This window comes from Neobacillus rhizosphaerae (assembly GCF_937468385.1).
Lineage (GTDB): Bacteria > Bacillota > Bacilli > Bacillales > Cytobacillaceae > Neobacillus > Neobacillus rhizosphaerae.
The window spans coordinates 59296-75959 of sequence record NZ_CALBWS010000007.1 but is presented as its reverse complement, the minus strand read 5'-3'; the positions used below and the strand labels follow the sequence as shown (position 1 = coordinate 75959).

At 41.3% G+C, this 16664-nt stretch carries 18 protein-coding genes and 2 riboswitches; of the genes, 15 read left to right on the top strand and 3 right to left on the bottom strand.

All coding sequences use genetic code 11. The features are described from left to right. The first annotated feature begins 26 nt into the window (after positions 1 to 26). From M5A78_RS07970 to fhuF, 4 genes are all read left to right on the top strand, one after another. Positions 27 to 1031, top strand: a complete 1005-nt coding sequence (locus M5A78_RS07970; protein ID WP_248734754.1) for a FecCD family ABC transporter permease — start codon at positions 27 to 29, stop codon at positions 1029 to 1031. After that, complete coding sequence (locus tag M5A78_RS07965; protein WP_248734753.1) at positions 1028 to 2083, top strand: FecCD family ABC transporter permease; 1056 nt, start codon at positions 1028 to 1030, stop codon at positions 2081 to 2083. Before M5A78_RS07970 ends, M5A78_RS07965 begins: the two co-directional genes overlap by 4 nt. Positions 2084 to 2162: 79 nt before the next feature. Further along, on the top strand, positions 2163 to 2981 hold the full coding sequence (locus M5A78_RS07960; protein ID WP_248734822.1) for an ABC transporter ATP-binding protein: 819 nt from the start codon (positions 2163 to 2165) through the stop codon (positions 2979 to 2981). Continuing rightward, positions 2974 to 3774, top strand: coding sequence for a siderophore-iron reductase FhuF (gene fhuF, locus M5A78_RS07955; RefSeq protein ID WP_248734752.1), 801 nt, complete (start codon positions 2974 to 2976; stop codon positions 3772 to 3774). The genes M5A78_RS07960 and fhuF overlap by 8 nt, the downstream gene beginning before the upstream one ends. A gap of 69 nt (positions 3775 to 3843) precedes the next feature. On the opposite strand, the gene M5A78_RS07950 is transcribed toward fhuF, so the two are convergent. The 3 genes from M5A78_RS07950 to M5A78_RS07940 form a co-directional block, all read right to left on the bottom strand. Next, positions 3844 to 4182, bottom strand: a complete 339-nt coding sequence (locus M5A78_RS07950) for a spore coat protein (RefSeq protein ID WP_248734751.1) — start codon at positions 4180 to 4182, stop codon at positions 3844 to 3846. A gap of 59 nt (positions 4183 to 4241) precedes the next feature. Next, positions 4242 to 4520 (bottom strand): hypothetical protein, encoded by a 279-nt coding sequence (locus M5A78_RS07945; protein ID WP_248734750.1) that lies wholly within the window; start codon positions 4518 to 4520, stop codon positions 4242 to 4244. Between the two features lie 104 nt (positions 4521 to 4624). Next, complete coding sequence (locus M5A78_RS07940) at positions 4625 to 4759, bottom strand: YuzL family protein (protein ID WP_248734749.1); 135 nt, start codon at positions 4757 to 4759, stop codon at positions 4625 to 4627. Between the two features lie 209 nt (positions 4760 to 4968). Here M5A78_RS07940 and M5A78_RS07935 point away from each other — a divergent pair, with 209 nt between their 5' ends. The 11 genes from M5A78_RS07935 to M5A78_RS07885 all read left to right on the top strand — a co-directional run bounded on the left by M5A78_RS07935 (position 4969) and on the right by M5A78_RS07885 (position 16664). Next, on the top strand, positions 4969 to 7356 hold the full coding sequence (locus M5A78_RS07935; protein ID WP_248734748.1) for a 3-hydroxyacyl-CoA dehydrogenase/enoyl-CoA hydratase family protein: 2388 nt from the start codon (positions 4969 to 4971) through the stop codon (positions 7354 to 7356). A gap of 114 nt (positions 7357 to 7470) precedes the next feature. Then, positions 7471 to 8646, top strand: a complete 1176-nt coding sequence (locus tag M5A78_RS07930) for an acetyl-CoA C-acetyltransferase (protein WP_248734747.1) — start codon at positions 7471 to 7473, stop codon at positions 8644 to 8646. 66 nt (positions 8647 to 8712) lie between these two features. After that, on the top strand, positions 8713 to 10497 hold the full coding sequence (locus M5A78_RS07925; protein ID WP_248734746.1) for an acyl-CoA dehydrogenase family protein: 1785 nt from the start codon (positions 8713 to 8715) through the stop codon (positions 10495 to 10497). Positions 10498 to 10695: 198 nt separating this feature from the next. Continuing rightward, positions 10696 to 11052, top strand: a complete 357-nt coding sequence (locus tag M5A78_RS07920) for an arsenate reductase family protein (RefSeq protein ID WP_248734745.1) — start codon at positions 10696 to 10698, stop codon at positions 11050 to 11052. An 85-nt stretch (positions 11053 to 11137) separates the two neighbouring features. After that, entirely contained in the window at positions 11138 to 11521 is a 384-nt protein-coding gene (gene gcvH / locus M5A78_RS07915; RefSeq protein WP_248734744.1) for a glycine cleavage system protein GcvH, read from the top strand. A gap of 238 nt (positions 11522 to 11759) precedes the next feature. Then, positions 11760 to 12116: a toprim domain-containing protein gene (locus M5A78_RS07910; RefSeq protein ID WP_248734743.1), complete on the top strand. Its 357-nt coding sequence runs from the start codon at positions 11760 to 11762 to the stop codon at positions 12114 to 12116. Positions 12117 to 12123: 7 nt separating this feature from the next. Then, positions 12124 to 12432 (top strand): thioredoxin family protein, encoded by a 309-nt coding sequence (locus tag M5A78_RS07905; RefSeq protein WP_248734742.1) that lies wholly within the window; start codon positions 12124 to 12126, stop codon positions 12430 to 12432. 224 nt (positions 12433 to 12656) lie between these two features. After that, positions 12657 to 13013, top strand: a complete 357-nt coding sequence (locus M5A78_RS07900; RefSeq protein ID WP_248734741.1) for an SCP2 sterol-binding domain-containing protein — start codon at positions 12657 to 12659, stop codon at positions 13011 to 13013. Positions 13014 to 13094: 81 nt separating this feature from the next. Further along, positions 13095 to 13197, top strand: a riboswitch (SAM riboswitch). 65 nt (positions 13198 to 13262) lie between these two features. Further along, complete coding sequence (locus M5A78_RS07895; RefSeq protein ID WP_248734740.1) at positions 13263 to 14579, top strand: O-acetylhomoserine aminocarboxypropyltransferase/cysteine synthase family protein; 1317 nt, start codon at positions 13263 to 13265, stop codon at positions 14577 to 14579. A gap of 130 nt (positions 14580 to 14709) precedes the next feature. Then, positions 14710 to 14818, top strand: a riboswitch (SAM riboswitch). A gap of 162 nt (positions 14819 to 14980) precedes the next feature. Then, the gene (locus M5A78_RS07890) at positions 14981 to 16006 is read left to right on the top strand and encodes a methionine ABC transporter ATP-binding protein (protein ID WP_248734739.1); all 1026 of its coding nucleotides are present in this window, start codon (positions 14981 to 14983) and stop codon (positions 16004 to 16006) included. Next, on the top strand, positions 15999 to 16664 hold the full coding sequence (locus tag M5A78_RS07885; protein WP_248734738.1) for a methionine ABC transporter permease: 666 nt from the start codon (positions 15999 to 16001) through the stop codon (positions 16662 to 16664). Before M5A78_RS07890 ends, M5A78_RS07885 begins: the two co-directional genes overlap by 8 nt.

The following is a 16664-nucleotide window of genomic DNA, read 5'->3' as shown; positions in this document are numbered from 1 at the left end:
TAAAGAAGTTAGAAAGGTTCCATAAGATGCTTTTAAAAAATACACAATCAAAATGGGTAGGATTGGTCGCTGCCATTTTGCTAATGGTGCTGCTTATGTGTGCCAGTGTTATTTATGGCTACACCAACACAAGTTGGCGAACTGCTATCGATTCCTTTACAAATAATAATGGCTCAAACGAACATATTATTATCCAAACTGTTAGATTACCAAGAGCGTTAATCGCTTCAGCAGTTGGAGCAAGCCTAGCAATAGCTGGAGCTCTTATGCAAACATTAACGAAAAACCCACTGGCATCGCCTGGAATCTTTGGAATTAATGCCGGAGCGGGTTTTGCGGTGGTTGCGGCAATTACCTTATTTTCGGTGAATGATTTGCAAGCCTTCAATGGTCTGGCCTTCTTAGGGGCAGCAGTAGCGGCTATCAGTGTTTATGCCATCGGCTCTTTTGGAAGAGAAGGGTTAACCCCGATGAAGCTGACATTAGCTGGTGCAGCCATGGCGGCGATGTTTTCTTCTTTTACCCAAGGATTACTTGTTGTAAATGAAGCGGCACTAGAGCAGGTTTTGTTTTGGCTCGCAGGGTCTGTCCAAGGACGAAAATTGGAGACACTGCAAAATGTTTTACCTTACATAGGTATAGGCTGGATTGGCTCCATTCTTATCGCGGGAAAAATGAATATCCTTTCCATGGGGGAGGATGTAGCAAAAGGACTTGGCTTAAACACTGGACTAGTAAAAATCACTGTCGGCGTACTTGTGATTTTATTAGCTGGCGGTTCTGTAGCAGTGGCCGGGCCGATTGGCTTTGTTGGCATCGTTGTCCCCCACATTACGAGATCAATCATTGGGATTGATCATCGCTGGGTCATTCCGTTATCCGGTGTGTTAGGTGCAATCCTGCTCCTTGCTGCAGATATCGGTGCAAGATATATTTTAATGCCATCAGAGGTACCTGTCGGGGTCATGACGGCCATCATTGGCACTCCATTCTTTATCTACATTGCAAGAAGGGGGTTCAATGGAAGATGAATAATTATAAAAATGTCCGTCTTTTTAATGGTAAAATGTCCTTTTTAATCGATCGAAAAGCAACAATTATTTTTACCATTCTTCTCCTCATTACATTTATCGTTTTTGTGGTTAGCACAGGGATTGGAGAAATGAAAATTAACCCTTTTACTGTTATAAAGGTGTTTTTCGGCGGCGGTCCGGAAATGGAATCACTCATTATAAAATCGTTTCGATTGCCAAGAATCATTGTCGCCTTAATGGTCGGGATTTCTTTAGCCGTAGCTGGTGGGATACTACAGGGGATGATTCGCAATCCGCTCGCCTCACCCGATGTCCTCGGGATTACCGGGGGTGCAGCGGTTGCTGTTGTTGCTTTTTTAGCTTTATTTAGTGATAAAAATAATGCCTTAACCGTCAGCATTGGATGGTTACCATTAGCCGCTTTTGTAGGGGCTGGTGTTGTCGCCTTTTTAGTTTATTTCCTTGCTTGGAAAAATGGTGTGTCTCCGATAAGGCTCGTTTTAATCGGAATTGGCATTTCAACGTTGATGCAAGCCTTAACGACCTTAATGATGATTATGGGGCCGATTTATCAGGCGAGTCAGGCAAATATTTGGATTACTGGGACCGTGTACGGCTCTAATTGGAAAAACGTTGCGACATTGGTGCCGTGGACCGTCATTTTCCTAATTCTTGCCTTAATTGCGGCAAGAACGATTAATATTCAAGAGCTCGGCGATGAGGTTGCCACTGGTTTAGGCAGCAAGGTCCAAAAACAACGGTTTCTTTTATTAATGATCAGTACCGCCTTGATTGGAAGCTCGGTCGCTTTTGCAGGGGGGATAGGTTTCGTAGGATTAATGGCCCCGCATATGGCGAGAAGGTTAGTTGGCTCCTCGTTTGGAGCACTTCTTCCTACATCGGCCTTACTTGGAGGAATCCTGGTCATGGTTGCTGATTTAATTGGTAGGACGATGTTTTCACCGTTAGAAGTACCTGCCGGAGTATTTACTGCCGGAATCGGTGCACCATACTTTATTTACTTACTTTTCAAAACGAGAAATGCATAGAAAAGCGGAAGCTTCCTTTGCGCGAAGTAATCTAGTCGCTGGTTGCTGGAGCTAGACAAGAAAAGGAGCTGGCAAGATGATGAATGCGATTGAAACGAAGAATTTATCCCTTTCCTATGGGGAAACGCTCATAATAAATGAGTTAGATTTGAAAATTCCAAAAGGTGAGATTAGCGTTTTTATTGGTGGAAATGGTTGCGGAAAATCAACGCTTCTTCGTTCGATCGCCCGTCTCATGAAGCCAAAGTCCGGGGCCATTTTGCTTGAAGGAAAAGCGATTGCCAAGCTTTCGACAAAGGAAATCGCAAAAAAGATGGCGATTTTGCCGCAGTCACCAACTGCACCAGAAGGTTTAACCGTCCTCCAGCTTGTCAAACAAGGACGGTATCCTCACCAATCATGGTTAAAGCAATGGTCAGAGGAAGATGAGGAAAAGGTCAATGATGCCCTTAAGGCAACTCGGTTGGAGGAATTAAAAGAAAGAACAGTTGATTCCCTTTCAGGAGGACAAAGACAGCGTGCCTGGATTGCGATGACCTTGGCACAGGATACTGAAATAATTCTGCTCGATGAGCCAACCACTTATTTAGATATGACCCATCAAATTGAAATTCTCGATTTGCTCTTTGAATTAAATGAAAAAAAGAAGAGGACGGTTGTCATGGTGCTCCACGATCTCAACCTTGCCTGCCGCTATGCTCATAATGTGGTTGCGATAAAAGACCAGAAGGTGTATGCCCAAGGAAAACCTGAGCACGTCATCAACTGCAGCCTCGTCAAAAATGTATTTGGCATGGATTGTGAGGTAACAATGGATCCTTTATTTGGGACACCACTGTGCATTCCATATGGAAAGGGCAGATGTATTTTAGATAAGGCAGTAGCGATGAATGGCTAACAAGATGACGGATCAAGAGCTCCTTCAATTGAAAAAATATCGGTTCAATAGCCGTTTGGAACATTCATTTAGTGCCGCTGAGCTATTAGATGAATCATCCCTTAATGGCTTCCTTAAAGATTTAGCTCTAGCAATCGGTGCTCCTTCTGAAAAGATAGCGGCTTCGATGCTTATTAAAAGGTATGCCTTTTTCGCGGTGATGTCCCTTTATGCGCTGACCGTTTGGAATAAAAAAATCAATCTATCGTTAGATAATGTAAAAATGGAACCCGCTGAACAAGGAAAGAATTGGCTCCCTGCCATTTCTCTAACGGATTTAACTGTAGTGGACTGGGATGGGGAGGATCGACCTGAATGGCGGAAAAGTGTTTTCAACGACCTTTTTGCCAATAACATTTATCCGATAATCACAAAGCTAGAAAAAACAGTCGGTATTTCAAGGTTAATCCTATGGGAAAATATCTCTGTATATTTATTCTGGCTGTATGAAACTGAATTAAATGATATCGAAAATGATAACGTTGCTAGTGACTTTCATTATTTAATTTTTGAAGCAGAGGGACAAGTATTTGGCCGTTACAACGAGAATCCATTGCAAAAATACTACGGTGAAAAGACGTATGTAAAAGAAAGGGATGCGGAGTTAAGAGTAAGAAAAACTTGTTGCTTTTCTTATCAGTTACCAGCAGGCAAGCGCTGCAAAACTTGCCCATGTACACATTTAGCCATGGATGGAAGGTGTCAGGATGGAGAAAATATTTGTGGCACAAATCCCAAAAAGAATCTAGTCTAATATAGAGTTAACAGAGCACGAAATGATTCACAAAACCGGAGGAATCCTGAAATCCTCCGGTTTTTCCCATTATTGTAGTGTTCCGCCGTTTGGAAATTGGTTTGTATACCCTTGGAACTGCTGATATGCTTGCTGCAGCTTTTGCTGTTCGGCAGCCTCAAACGAGTACCAGCCTTTTTCAAACATCAGATCAAAGAGATCACGTTGGCATTGCTGGGTCTCCGTGAAAATTTGCATGATGTCCTGATAGAGCCCTTGGTGGCTAGCTTCGTGCAACGCCATGCTGTAAGAGGTGGTCATATATTTTTCTGTTGTCAGTAAATCATTAATGAAATCGCGCTCGTTCATTTGCGGCGTCTTGGGTACCTGGGTTTCAGGGTTTTGAATCTTCTGTTGGTTTTGGTTCATCGTTACAGTTCCTCCTTCATTGTCTTGCTCCAGCGTTAAGGCGCTTCCGCTTTCCGCTTTTATTGCATATTATTCAAGGGCTGCTGTTGGTTCGCATGCTGTTCTAAGTGATGAAGCAGCTGCTGGTAATGACGCTGGTGCATTTGACCGCATTTTTCTGCTTCTGACTTCAACTCGGGATCTTGACACTGTTGGGCGAAGAAGTGTGCTTTCTTGGAAGATAATAAATTCCAGGACATCATGTCAGTTAAATAAAGAGAATCCTTTGTTGTAATCACACCCGGTGGCTGCTGCATTTTCATTTGTTGATTTTGCATATTCATATTTTGCTGCTGCATAATTACCCTCCTGTTTTATGTGAACTATTTACGGTTATATGGTTTCACAATAAGGCATTTTTATACAACCATAAAGACAGGCTGAAATGCTCAGCCTGTTGTCACTACTTCTTTTTGAATTGATTATTCTGGCTGTTTTGTTTGTCATCCTCGGCCGCTTCGTATCCTGGGCCGGCATTGCCCTTCACACTGGCGGCACTTACACCTGCTTTTGAAGGATTCTTTTTCGTTCTCGCCATCGTTATCACCTCAAGTAATAGGATACCCAGCGCAGAAAATTTAAATAGCTAAAAATAAATGTTCAAAAAAATTTCAATTTTCCACGTTTATCGATTGCACAAATTTTCAAAATATTTTATAGTAAATAGTAGCAGAACTCATTCAAATGTGAAATTTTTTTGACAAAAAAATGAATGAGTATTCATTCAAAGTGTTGAAGGGGGAGACAATGTTGAACCAATTGATTAAAAAAGCAGCGGTACTGGGATCCGGAGTAATGGGCTCAGGAATTGCAGCCCATCTAGCAAACATCGGTATTCCAACATTATTATTGGATATTGTGCCACGAGAATTAACGAAAGAAGAAGAAGCTAAAGGACTGACATTAGCAGATAAACAGGTACGCAATCGTATCAGTGCTGCAAACATTCAAAAATTATTGAAACAAAAGCCGGCACCACTGGCAGTTAAAAAAAATATTGCGCTAATTGAAGCAGGAAATCTTGAAGATGATTTAATCCAGCTGAAAGATGTTGATTGGGTTATCGAAGTGGTTGTAGAAAACCTCAACGTTAAAAGACAAGTTTTTGAAAAAGTCGACCAATACCGCAAGCCTGGCAGCATTATCAGCTCCAACACCTCTGGAATTTCAGTAGAGGCAATGGTAGAAGGGCGTTCAGATGATTTTAAAAAACACTTCCTGGGAACCCACTTCTTTAACCCGCCACGCTATCTGAAATTGCTAGAAGTGATTCCGACTCAATACACTGCTCCGGAAGTCCTCTCGTTTATGAAAACCTTTGGTGAGGATATTTTAGGAAAAGGCGTTGTTCAGGCAAAGGACACACCAAACTTTATTGCTAACCGAATTGGCACATATGGCCTCCTTGTTACTGTTCAAGAAATGCTAAAGGGCGGCTTTAGCGTTGGTGAAGTTGATTCGATCACGGGTCCATTAATTGGCCGGGCCAAAAGCGCCACCTTCCGCACACTTGATGTCGTAGGGTTGGATACGTTTTATCACGTTGCCAATAATGTTTATGAAAAAGTCGAAGGCAAGGAAAAGGAAGTTTTCCAAGTACCGGATTTTATGAGGAAGATGCTTGATAATGGCTGGCTTGGAAGTAAATCAGGACAAGGATTCTTTTTGAAAAAAGGCAAAGAAATTCTTGAACTTGATCCGACGACATTAGAATATGGTCCTCGCAAAAAGCTGTCAACTCCTTCTGTCGAGCTTAGCAAGCAGGAAAAAGGCACAGCGAACAAATTGAAAGCGCTTGTATACGCGAGTGATCGTGCCGGGCAATTTTTATGGACTACTTTATCGGCTTCTCTTGTATACTCTGCACAGCTGTTAGAAGAAATTGCAGATGATATTGTCGCAATTGACCGCGCAATGAAATGGGGCTTTGGTTGGGATATGGGTCCATTTGAAGCATGGGATGCCATCGGCGTTGAAAAATCCGTGCAAAAGATCAAAGAAGCTGGCGGAGAAGTTCCAGCTTGGGTAACTGACATGCTTGAAAAAGGCGCTACCTCTTTCTATAAGGAAGAAAACGGCGGACTTTTCTACTATGATAACGGTGAATATAAACAAGTTGAGTTCAATCCAAAGGTTATTGATCTTAAAAAAATAAAAAAACAAAAGGGTGTTATTAAAAAGAACAGCGGGGCAAGCTTAATTGATTTAGACGATGGGGTCGCGCTCTTGGAATTCCATTCTCCTAATAATGCGATTGGCGTCGATATTGTGCAAATGATTAACTTTGCGGTCGATGAAGTCGAGAAAAACTATAAAGGTCTTGTTATTGGTAACCAAGGGAAAAACTTCTGTGTTGGTGCGAACTTAGCGATGATGCTGATGGCCGTTCAAGATGATGATATTTATGAGCTTGATATGCTTGTCCGTCAGCTTCATAGTGCTCTGTTGAAAGTGAAATATAGCTCTAAGCCAGTAGTTGCAGCCCCATTTGGGATGACGCTTGGGGGCGGTGCAGAGGTTTGTCTTCCAGCGGCACACATTCAAGCATCAGCAGAAACCTACATGGGTCTTGTTGAAGTGGGAGTGGGCTTACTTCCTGGCGGCGGCGGGAACAAAGAGCTTTATATGAAGCACTTAGAAAATCTTCCAAATGGAGTTCAATTTGACCTCCAAAATGTTGCCAATAAAGTGTTTGAATCAATTGCAACAGCAAAAGTATCTACATCTGCTGAAGAGGCACGCGAGAATAATTTCATAGACAATGCCGATGGAATCAGTATCAATGGCGACCATCTTCTCTATGATGCCAAACAAGCTGTGCTTGCCTTACATGAAACAGGCTATAAGCCAAGAGTACGCAAAAAGGTTCCGGTGGTTGGTGAAACTGGATATGCGACATTACTGCTTGGTGCAGAAGCAATGCGTCTATCTGGATATATCTCTGAGCATGATTTAAAAATTGCCAAGAAAATTGCTAATGTTATTTCCGGCGGCAAAGTGCCATTTGGAACTGAAGTAGATGAGCAATATTTATTAGATTTAGAAAGAGAAGCCTTTCTAAGTCTAATCGGAGAACCAAAAACACAGCAGCGGATGCAGCATATGCTTGTAAAAGGCAAACCGCTAAGAAACTAAATAAATAGATTGGTAGGGCTATTAAGTCCTTGGTATTGCAATAGATTTTTAAGAAAAGCGGAAGCGTCCCTGGGCGCTAGAGCCAGACAATTTGAAAGAAAGTGAGGGAACGAAATGAGAGAAGCGGTAATCGTAGCCGGTGCAAGAACCCCGGTTGGTAAGGCAAAGAAAGGAACGCTTGCCCATGTTCGCCCTGATGATTTGGGAGCATTGGTGGTAAAAGAAACATTAAAGCGTGCCGGAAATTATGAAGGAAATATTGATGATTTAATCATTGGTTGTGCGATGCCGGAAGCAGAACAAGGAAATAATATGGCCCGTAATATTGGAGCATTGGCAGGACTCCCTTACACCGTCCCTGCCATTACAGTGAACCGTTTCTGTTCCTCTGGATTACAGGCAATTGCTTATGCGGCACAATCGATCATGCTTGGCCACACAGATACAGCTATCGCTGGTGGTGCCGAATCGATGAGTATGATTCCGATGATGGGGCATGTCGTTCGTCCAAATATTAAACTAGCTGAAACAGCACCGCAATATTATATGGGAATGGGCCATACAGCTGAACAAGTAGCGATGAAATATGGCATTTCCCGTGAGGATCAAGACTCTTTTGCAGTAAGAAGTCATCAGCGTGCCGCTAAGGCGATAGCAGAAGGCAAATTTGTTGATGAAATTGTTCCAGTTGATGTGACAATCCGTTCGATTGGAAATGACAATAAACTTGTTGAAAAAACGATTCAATTTTCACAGGATGAAGGCGTTCGACCTGATACAAACCTGCAAACATTAGCGAAGCTCCGCCCGGCTTTCTCGGTGTCAGGCACCGTAACGGCTGGGAATGCTTCACAAACAAGTGATGGGGCGGCCGCTTTGATGGTGATGGACCGTGAAAAGGCAGAATCACTCGGTCTTAAGCCCTTAGCAAAATTCAGATCGTTTGCTGTTGGTGGTGTACCACCGGAAATTATGGGTGTCGGGCCAGTTGTCGCGATTCCAAAAGCCGTAAAGCTTGCTGGTCTTGAACTATCAGATATTAACCTATTCGAATTGAATGAAGCATTTGCTTCTCAATCGCTTCAAGTTATTCGCGAACTTGGACTAAATGAAGAAATTGTCAACGTAAATGGTGGTGCAATTGCCCTTGGTCACCCGCTTGGCTGTACGGGTGCAAAGTTAACATTGAGCCTTATCCATGAATTGCAGCGCAGAAATGAGCAATTTGGTGTTGTAACGATGTGTATCGGCGGTGGAATGGGTGCTGCAGGCGTATTTGAATTACTTTAATTAACATCCAGGTGGCAGAATTTTAACCCCCTTATGCAAGTAAAAAAAGATTAGGAGGAAATTTCCATGACAAACGAAACAAAAAAGTTCATTAAAGGCGGAAGCTTTTTAATCGAAGATATTTCTTATCAAGATATGTTAACACCTGAAGATTTTACCGAAGAGCATTTAATGATTGCCAAGACAGCTGAAGACTTCGTTGAAAAAGAAGTTCTTCCACAGCTCGAACATATAGAAAACCACGAATTTGGTCGTACCGTAAAGCTTCTTAAAAAAGCGGGTGAGCTTGGACTTTTAGCAGCTGATGTACCTGAAGAATTCGAAGGTTTAGCCTTAGATAAAATTACTTCCTCGCTGCTTACTGAAAAAATGTCAAAGGCTGGCGGTTTCTCGCTTTCTCACGGTGCTCATGTCGGTATCGGTTCCCTGCCAATTGTTTTATTCGGTAATGATGAGCAAAAGAAAAAGTATTTGCCTGCACTGGCCTCAGGTGAAATGCTTGCTGCTTATGCATTAACAGAGCCTGGCTCAGGTTCCGATGCCCTTGGCGCGAGAACGACAGCAAAATTAAATACAGAAGGTACGCATTATATCCTAAACGGTGAAAAGCAATGGATCACCAATGCCGGTTTTGCTGATGTATTTGTTGTTTATGCAAAGGTAGATGGCGAGCACTTTACAGCCTTCATCGTGGAAAGAGAGTTCCCGGGTGTATCAACTGGTGCCGAAGAAAAGAAAATGGGGATTAAGAGTTCTTCCACACGCACGCTCATTTTAGAGGATGTTCCTGTTCCAGTAGGGAACTTATTAGGTGAATTTGGTCGCGGGCACGTAATTGCTTTCAACATCTTAAACATTGGCCGTTATAAATTAGCAGTCGGTGGTGTCGGCGGTTCCAAGGCCGCTTTTGAAATGACCGTTAAATATGCAAATGGACGTCAACAATTTAAGACACCAATTTCTCAATTCAATTTAACAAAAGAAAAATTTGGAACGATGGCTTCAAAAATTTATGCGGCAGAAAGCTCCGTCTATCGTACGGTAGGTTTGTATGAAGAGAACCAAGGTAAGCTTTCGGCTGAGGAACAAAAAGACATTAAATTAGTAGCTAATTCCATTGCTGAATACGCTATCGAGTGTTCCGTCAATAAATTCTTCGCCAGTGAAGTATTAGATTACGTGGTCGACGAAGGCGTCCAAATTCATGGCGGCTACGGGTTTATGCAGGAATATCCAATTGAAAGAGCCTACCGCGACTCTCGTATTAATCGGATCTTTGAAGGGACGAACGAAATCAACCGTCTCTTGGTTCCAGGTACCTTCTTGAAAAAAGCGTTCAAAGGCGAGCTTCCATTGTTCCAAAAAGCGATGGCGCTTCAAGAGGAATTAATGATGTTAATGCCAGAAGAGCCTGGTGATGAGCCGTTAGCACAAGAAAAACATCTTCTGAAAAATGCGAAAAAAATTGGTTTATTAGCGGCTGGATTAGCAGCACAAAAATATGGCAAAGCACTTGAAAAAGAGCAAGAGGTCCTTGCTAACATCGCAGATATCGCCTCTAATGTATACGCAATGGAATCCGTTGTATTACGTACAGAAAAGGCGATGGCAAAAGAAGGCTTAGAAAAGAGCAAACAAAAGCTTCTTTACACGCAAATCTTCTGTCAGGAAGCCTTCAATAAACTTGAACAGGATGCAAAAGAAACATTAGTCGCGGTTGAACAAGGGGATACCCTCCGGATGATGTTGTCGTCACTTCGCAAATTTACGCGCCACACACCAATCAATGTAATTGCAAAAAAACGCGAAGCAGCGGATGTAATAATCGAAGCGGAACGTTATATCGTTTAATGAATTAGAAGTCCCTTCTTTATGGAGGGGACTTTTATTATTTTTGTAAAATAATTATCGTATGGATGCAGGATTTTTACGAAATTAGTCGAATTTATTTTGTGAAAGCGTATTATTTTTTGCGCTAGAAAAAAATTATGGTAATATTCAAGTGATACAATTAACGTTATTGATTTAATGGTAGGGGCGGTGAAACGGATGTCTCTGACATTTTACTGGTATCCGAAATGTGGAACATGTCGAAATGCGAAGAAATGGCTGGATGCTCATCATCTTTCCTATGAGGAAGTACATATTGTTGATAATCCCCCATTGCGTGCTGAATTGCTGGGGCTTTATCAAAAAAGCGGTTTGGATTTGAAGAAGTTTTTTAATACGAGTGGTTTAAAATACCGCGAATTAGGGATAAAAGATAAAATGAAGTCTGCTTCTGAGGATGAACTGCTTGATATACTTGCATCTGATGGCATGTTAATCAAAAGGCCGATTTTAACTGATGGAGAACACGTCACGGTGGGCTTTAAACCAGAAGAGTACGAGAAAATGTGGCTGTGAGTCGGATTTTCAACTCATTTACTAGCGGAAATCGAATTATTTCGATGATAGATTATAGAAAAAAACAATGGAGGGATTTTAGCTAATGAGTACACCAAAAGAATTACGTTTTTCTGAAGAACATGAATGGGTAAAGGTTGAAGGAGAAAGAGTGCGCGTCGGTATCACTGATTTTGCACAGCACGAATTAGGCGATATCGTTTTCGTTGAGCTTCCAGAAGTCGGCGATGAAATATCTGCTGATGAACCATTTGGCAGTGTTGAATCTGTTAAAACAGTTTCTGAGCTTTATGCACCAGTCAGTGGCAAGGTTGTAGAAGTGAACGAGGATTTAGGCGACAGCCCTGAATTTGTTAACGAATCACCATATGAAAAGGCTTGGATGATTGTGGTTGAACTTTCCGATAGCAGTGAGTTAGACAAGCTAATGACTGCAGAACAATATGAAGAAATGACTAAGGAAGACTAATAATCATAGGAAGGCACCTGAAGAAGGTGCTTTTTCTCTTATATTTCCACTTTTTCTTCTACTAAAATTGGGAAATCTATAATCAAATGTAAAGAAGGTAACGAGTGATCACATCAATGTGCAAATACCTATTTTTAACATAACAATAATGATATAGTTAACATACTAAGAAGAATGCACACGTAATCAATATTTTAGAATATGTTAACATAAACAACTTCTATTACAGGTGATGGATATGAATGATTCGTATGTTGACAAAGTTCTTATTGTTGAAGGGAAGTCAGATAAAAATAAGGTAAAAATAGTAGTGAAGGAACCAGTAGAAATCATTTGTACAAATGGAACCATCAGTATGACAAAATTAGATGAATGGATTGACTTCCTCGAAGACAAGGATATCTATATTCTTGTTGATGCAGATAAAGCGGGCGAGAAGCTTCGCAAGCAATTTAAGCGAGAATTTCCACAAGCTGAACATATATATATTGATCGAATGTATCGAGAGGTTGCTACCGCTCCCTTGCATCACTTGGCTACCGTTCTATTGGGAGCAAATATTGATGTGCATACAGAGTATTTAGAAATGGGATAGTTGTCTTATGAATGAATGGAATCAACGTGAATTTTCTGCCTTCCTTGATAAGAAAGGAACTGGACTGATTTATTTTTATACCCCATTATGCGGTACTTGTCAGCTAGCTTCGAAAATGCTTTTAGTGATTGCTGAGCTGGTAGTCGTGGAAATGGGTAAAATGAACTTAAATTTCCATCCGGAGCTTGCAAAAGATTTGGCGATTGAAAGTGTACCATGCCTACTGTTTGTGCAAGATGGCAGTGTGAAAGAAACGCTTTACGCTTTTCATTCAGTCCCGTTCTTGCTGGAAAAAATAAAAGAATATTTGAATTAAACAGGTGCTTTGTGGCAACTGTTTTTTTTTTTTTGCCGATAGGAGAGTATAACCTTCTATCAGGCATAAGTGCAACTACGCCTCTGTTCCTAGAAATTCGACATAGTTCTCAGGAAAGCTTGGAAAAACCCTACCAAAGCGAATTAATTGTCGAGCAATAATGAAAGGATTCCACAACTCGCTACTGAATATTATATATATGAAAGTTGACCGGAGTGGTGGATATGATTGAAACCGTTAAAACCTTTCTCGAAAATATCAAAGAGCAGGGGCACGTCCAGCTATTATTATTCCAAGGAGACTTACGAGTGACACTAAATTGTAAGCAGCAAACCATTCATTTAGTGATAAAAAATGGCGGGATTTTTATCCTCCAGGGGTCAGAGGAATCGCAGACGAAATATGAAATCAGTGGAAATTTAACCGCAATGGAACAGCTGCTAGCAGGGAAGGAAAGGTTAAGGGTTCTTGAGAAGAATAGACAGGTAAAGGTGTCAGCGCCGTTACGGGTCAAGTTATTGCTCGAATCGATTTTCTTTTTAACAAAGACAGAGAAACCTGAGCTTGCAAAAATAATTTAATCAAAGGTATTGACTCGGAATTAATCTTCCTGTAATGTATTGTTTAAATATTCTATCAATAAAAAACAATTAAATAAAGCATTCTTATCTAGAGTGGCGGAGGGACTGGCCCTTTGAAGCCCGGCAACCGGTTAATAACACGGTGCTAAATCCAGCAGAGTAATTTTACTCTGGGAGATAAGGAGAGAGACCCCCTCTTCTTATGAAGCGGGGGTTTTGTTTATTACATTGTTAAAAGGAGCGAGAGGAATGGGAGAAAATCAAAAGAAGTATCGTTTTGAAACATTGAGTGTTCATGGTGGGGTGTCTCCAGATCCGGTGACTGGTGCTCGTGCTGTTCCTATTTATCAAAACAATGCCTATCAATTTAAAAACACTGAGCATGCGGCAAACCTATTTGGATTAAAAGAACCTGGTTATATATACACACGGATACACAATCCAACCACCACTGTTTTTGAAGAAAGAGTTGCGCTATTGGAAGGCGGCGTCGGAGCACTCGCGGTTGCAAGCGGCATGGCCGCGATTACGCTAGCGATATTAAACCTTGCCGAAGCAGGCGATGAAATTGTTTCCGCCTCGAATCTCTATGGTGGAACCTATAATTTATTTGCTATTACTCTTCCGAAGTATGGAATTAAAGTGAAATTTGTCGATGCCGACAATCCTGAGAATTTCCGCACGGCAATCACAGAAAAGACAAAAGCGGTCTTTGCTGAAACAATCGGTAATCCCAGCTTACGCGTCCTCGATATAGAAAAAGTAGCGAATATTGCCCATGAGTCCGGGGTACCGTTAATTATTGACAATACTTTTGCCACACCATTTCTTTGCAGACCAATAGAGCACGGTGCAGACATTGTCATTCACTCGGCGACCAAATGGCTCTTAGGTAATGGCACAACAACAGGCGGGATCATTGTCGATGGCGGGAAATTTGATTGGAATTCACCGAAGTTCCCTGGCTTCACGACTCCAGATGCAAGCTACCATGATCTTGTTTATGCCGAGGCTCTAGGTGCAGTTGCCTATATTATCAAAGCACGGGTTCAGTTACTACGTGACTTAGGACCAGCTTTAAGTCCACAAAATTCGTTCCAGTTTGTACTTGGACTTGAAACCCTTCATGTTCGAATGAAGGAGCATGTGGCCAATACAGGCAAGGTTGTGGAATATTTAGTAAATCATCCTGCCGTTGAGTGGGTTTCCTATCCAGGGCAATCATCCCATCCTGATTATGAATTATCCAAAAAGTATTTACCGAAAGGCGCAGGCTCGGTGGTTATTTTTGGTATTAAGGGTGGAAAAGAAGCAGGTGCAAAACTGATTGATTCGATTACATTATGGGCCCACGTTGCCAACGTTGGAGATGCAAAAAGCTTAATCATTCACCCGGCAAGTACAACTCATCAGCAATTGGATGCGGAAGGTCTCAAATTGGCAGGAGTATCTGAGGATTTAATTCGCCTGTCCATCGGCATTGAGAATGTCGAAGATTTAATTGAAGATCTCGAATCAGCCATTGAGGCAGCAACCGGATTGGCTTCATTGAAAGCAAATGCCTAATAGTCAAGAATTTATTTTCCAAAAATAAAGAAATTTACATTGACACCTCTTTTTATCCATGATACGATAGCTTTTGTATTATCGTTACTTATATAATTTAATGTGTTAATTGAATATAGAATGCTGTTAACTCTTATCAAGAGAGGTGGAGGGATGTGCCCGATGAAGCCCGGCAACCGTCAATATTTATATTGAAATGGTGCCAATTCACACAAAGCGATTGCTTTGGGAGATGGGAGAAAGGATTATATTTATGATGCCTTTCTGCCTGTGCAGAGAGGCTTTTTATTTTTTCAAAATAGAATCTTTTCTATAAAACAGTCAAAGTCTATATTTAATAGTATTTCACACCAATATCTTTCAGAATTTTAGGTGAATCGGATAAGAAGCAGGTGATTTAGGTGATTTCAATAAAAAATGTCCGCAAAATTTTTCCTTCCAAACAGGGTGAATTAAAAGCTGTTGATGATGTGAACCTTGAAGTACAAGGAGGAGAAATTTTCGGAGTAATTGGTTACAGTGGTGCTGGGAAAAGCACCTTGATTCGCATGTTGAATGGACTGGAACTGCCAACGGATGGAAGTGTCACCGTGGCCGGACGGGTTATTTCGAAGATTAAGGGAGCTGAACTTCGGGAGGCACGTCAAGAAATCAGCATGATATTCCAGCATTTTAACTTGCTGTGGTCAAGGACAGTTAGCGAAAATATTGCGTTCCCCTTAGAGATTGCTGGTGTAAACGGAACGCAAAGAAAGAACAGGGTCGCTGAGCTCATTAAACTAGTTGGTCTTGAAGGCAGAGAAAATGCCTATCCATCCCAACTAAGTGGCGGACAAAAACAGCGGGTTGGGATTGCTAGGGCACTAGCGAATAATCCAAAAGTATTGCTTTGTGATGAAGCGACCTCAGCACTCGATCCGCAAACGACAGATTCCATCTTGGAATTATTAGTCGATATCAATAAACGGCTCGGTTTGACAATTGTTTTAATTACCCATGAAATGCATGTTATTCGTAAAATCTGCCACCGGGTGGCAGTGATGGAAAGTGGTCGAGTAGTTGAGCTTGGTTCCGTGTTAGATGTATTTAAAAATCCACAAGAGCCAATTACAAAAAGGTTTGTCCAACAGGTAACAGAACCGGAAGAAACGAAAGAAACAATTAAACATCTACTGGAACTTTATCCGTCTGGACAAGTGGTTCAGCTCTCGTTCATTGGAGAAGCAGCAGAACAGCCATTAATCACAAACATCATCAAGGATTTCAATGTTGTTGTAAATATTCTTCAAGGAAAAATATCACACACGCAAAACGGATCCTACGGAACATTATTTATCCACTTGGATGGGCTATCTAGCGAAATACAGAAAGCCATCGATTATATTCACTCACAGCAAGTAGGCGTGGAGGTGATCAGTAATGGCTAACTTTATGGAAATGGTAAATTGGGAACAATTAATAGAAGCAACACGTGAAACCATTTATATGACGTCTATTTCAGTGTTTGCAACATTTATTTTAGGATTATTTCTTGGTCTGCTGTTGTTTTTAACAGATAAAGGTAATATCTGGGCTAATCGGACTGTTAATGTTATTATTGCTGGTTTTGTTAATATTTTCAGATCCATCCCCTTTATTATCTTAATTGTTTTATTAATTCCTTTTACAAAATTATTGCTTGGGACAATGCTCGGTGCAAATGCGGCGCTACCAGCCCTAATTATTGGAGCAGCTCCTTTTTATGCACGAATGGTAGAAATAGCCCTTAGGGAAATCGATAAAGGTGTTATTGAGGCATCGCAATCGATGGGTGCAACACATGTTCATATCATTTTTAAAGTATTAATACCGGAATCTTTGCCAGCATTGATTTCAGGGGTTACCGTCACAGCCATTTCTCTAGTCAGCTTTACAGCAATGGCCGGAGTCATTGGGGCTGGCGGACTTGGACATTTTGCCTACCTTGAAGGTTTTCAACGCAATCGACCTATTGTCACCTTAGTTGCAACGATTGCGATTTTAATTTTAGTTTTTATCATCCAATTTGTTGGAGATTATTTTACAAAGAAAACAGATAAACGATAA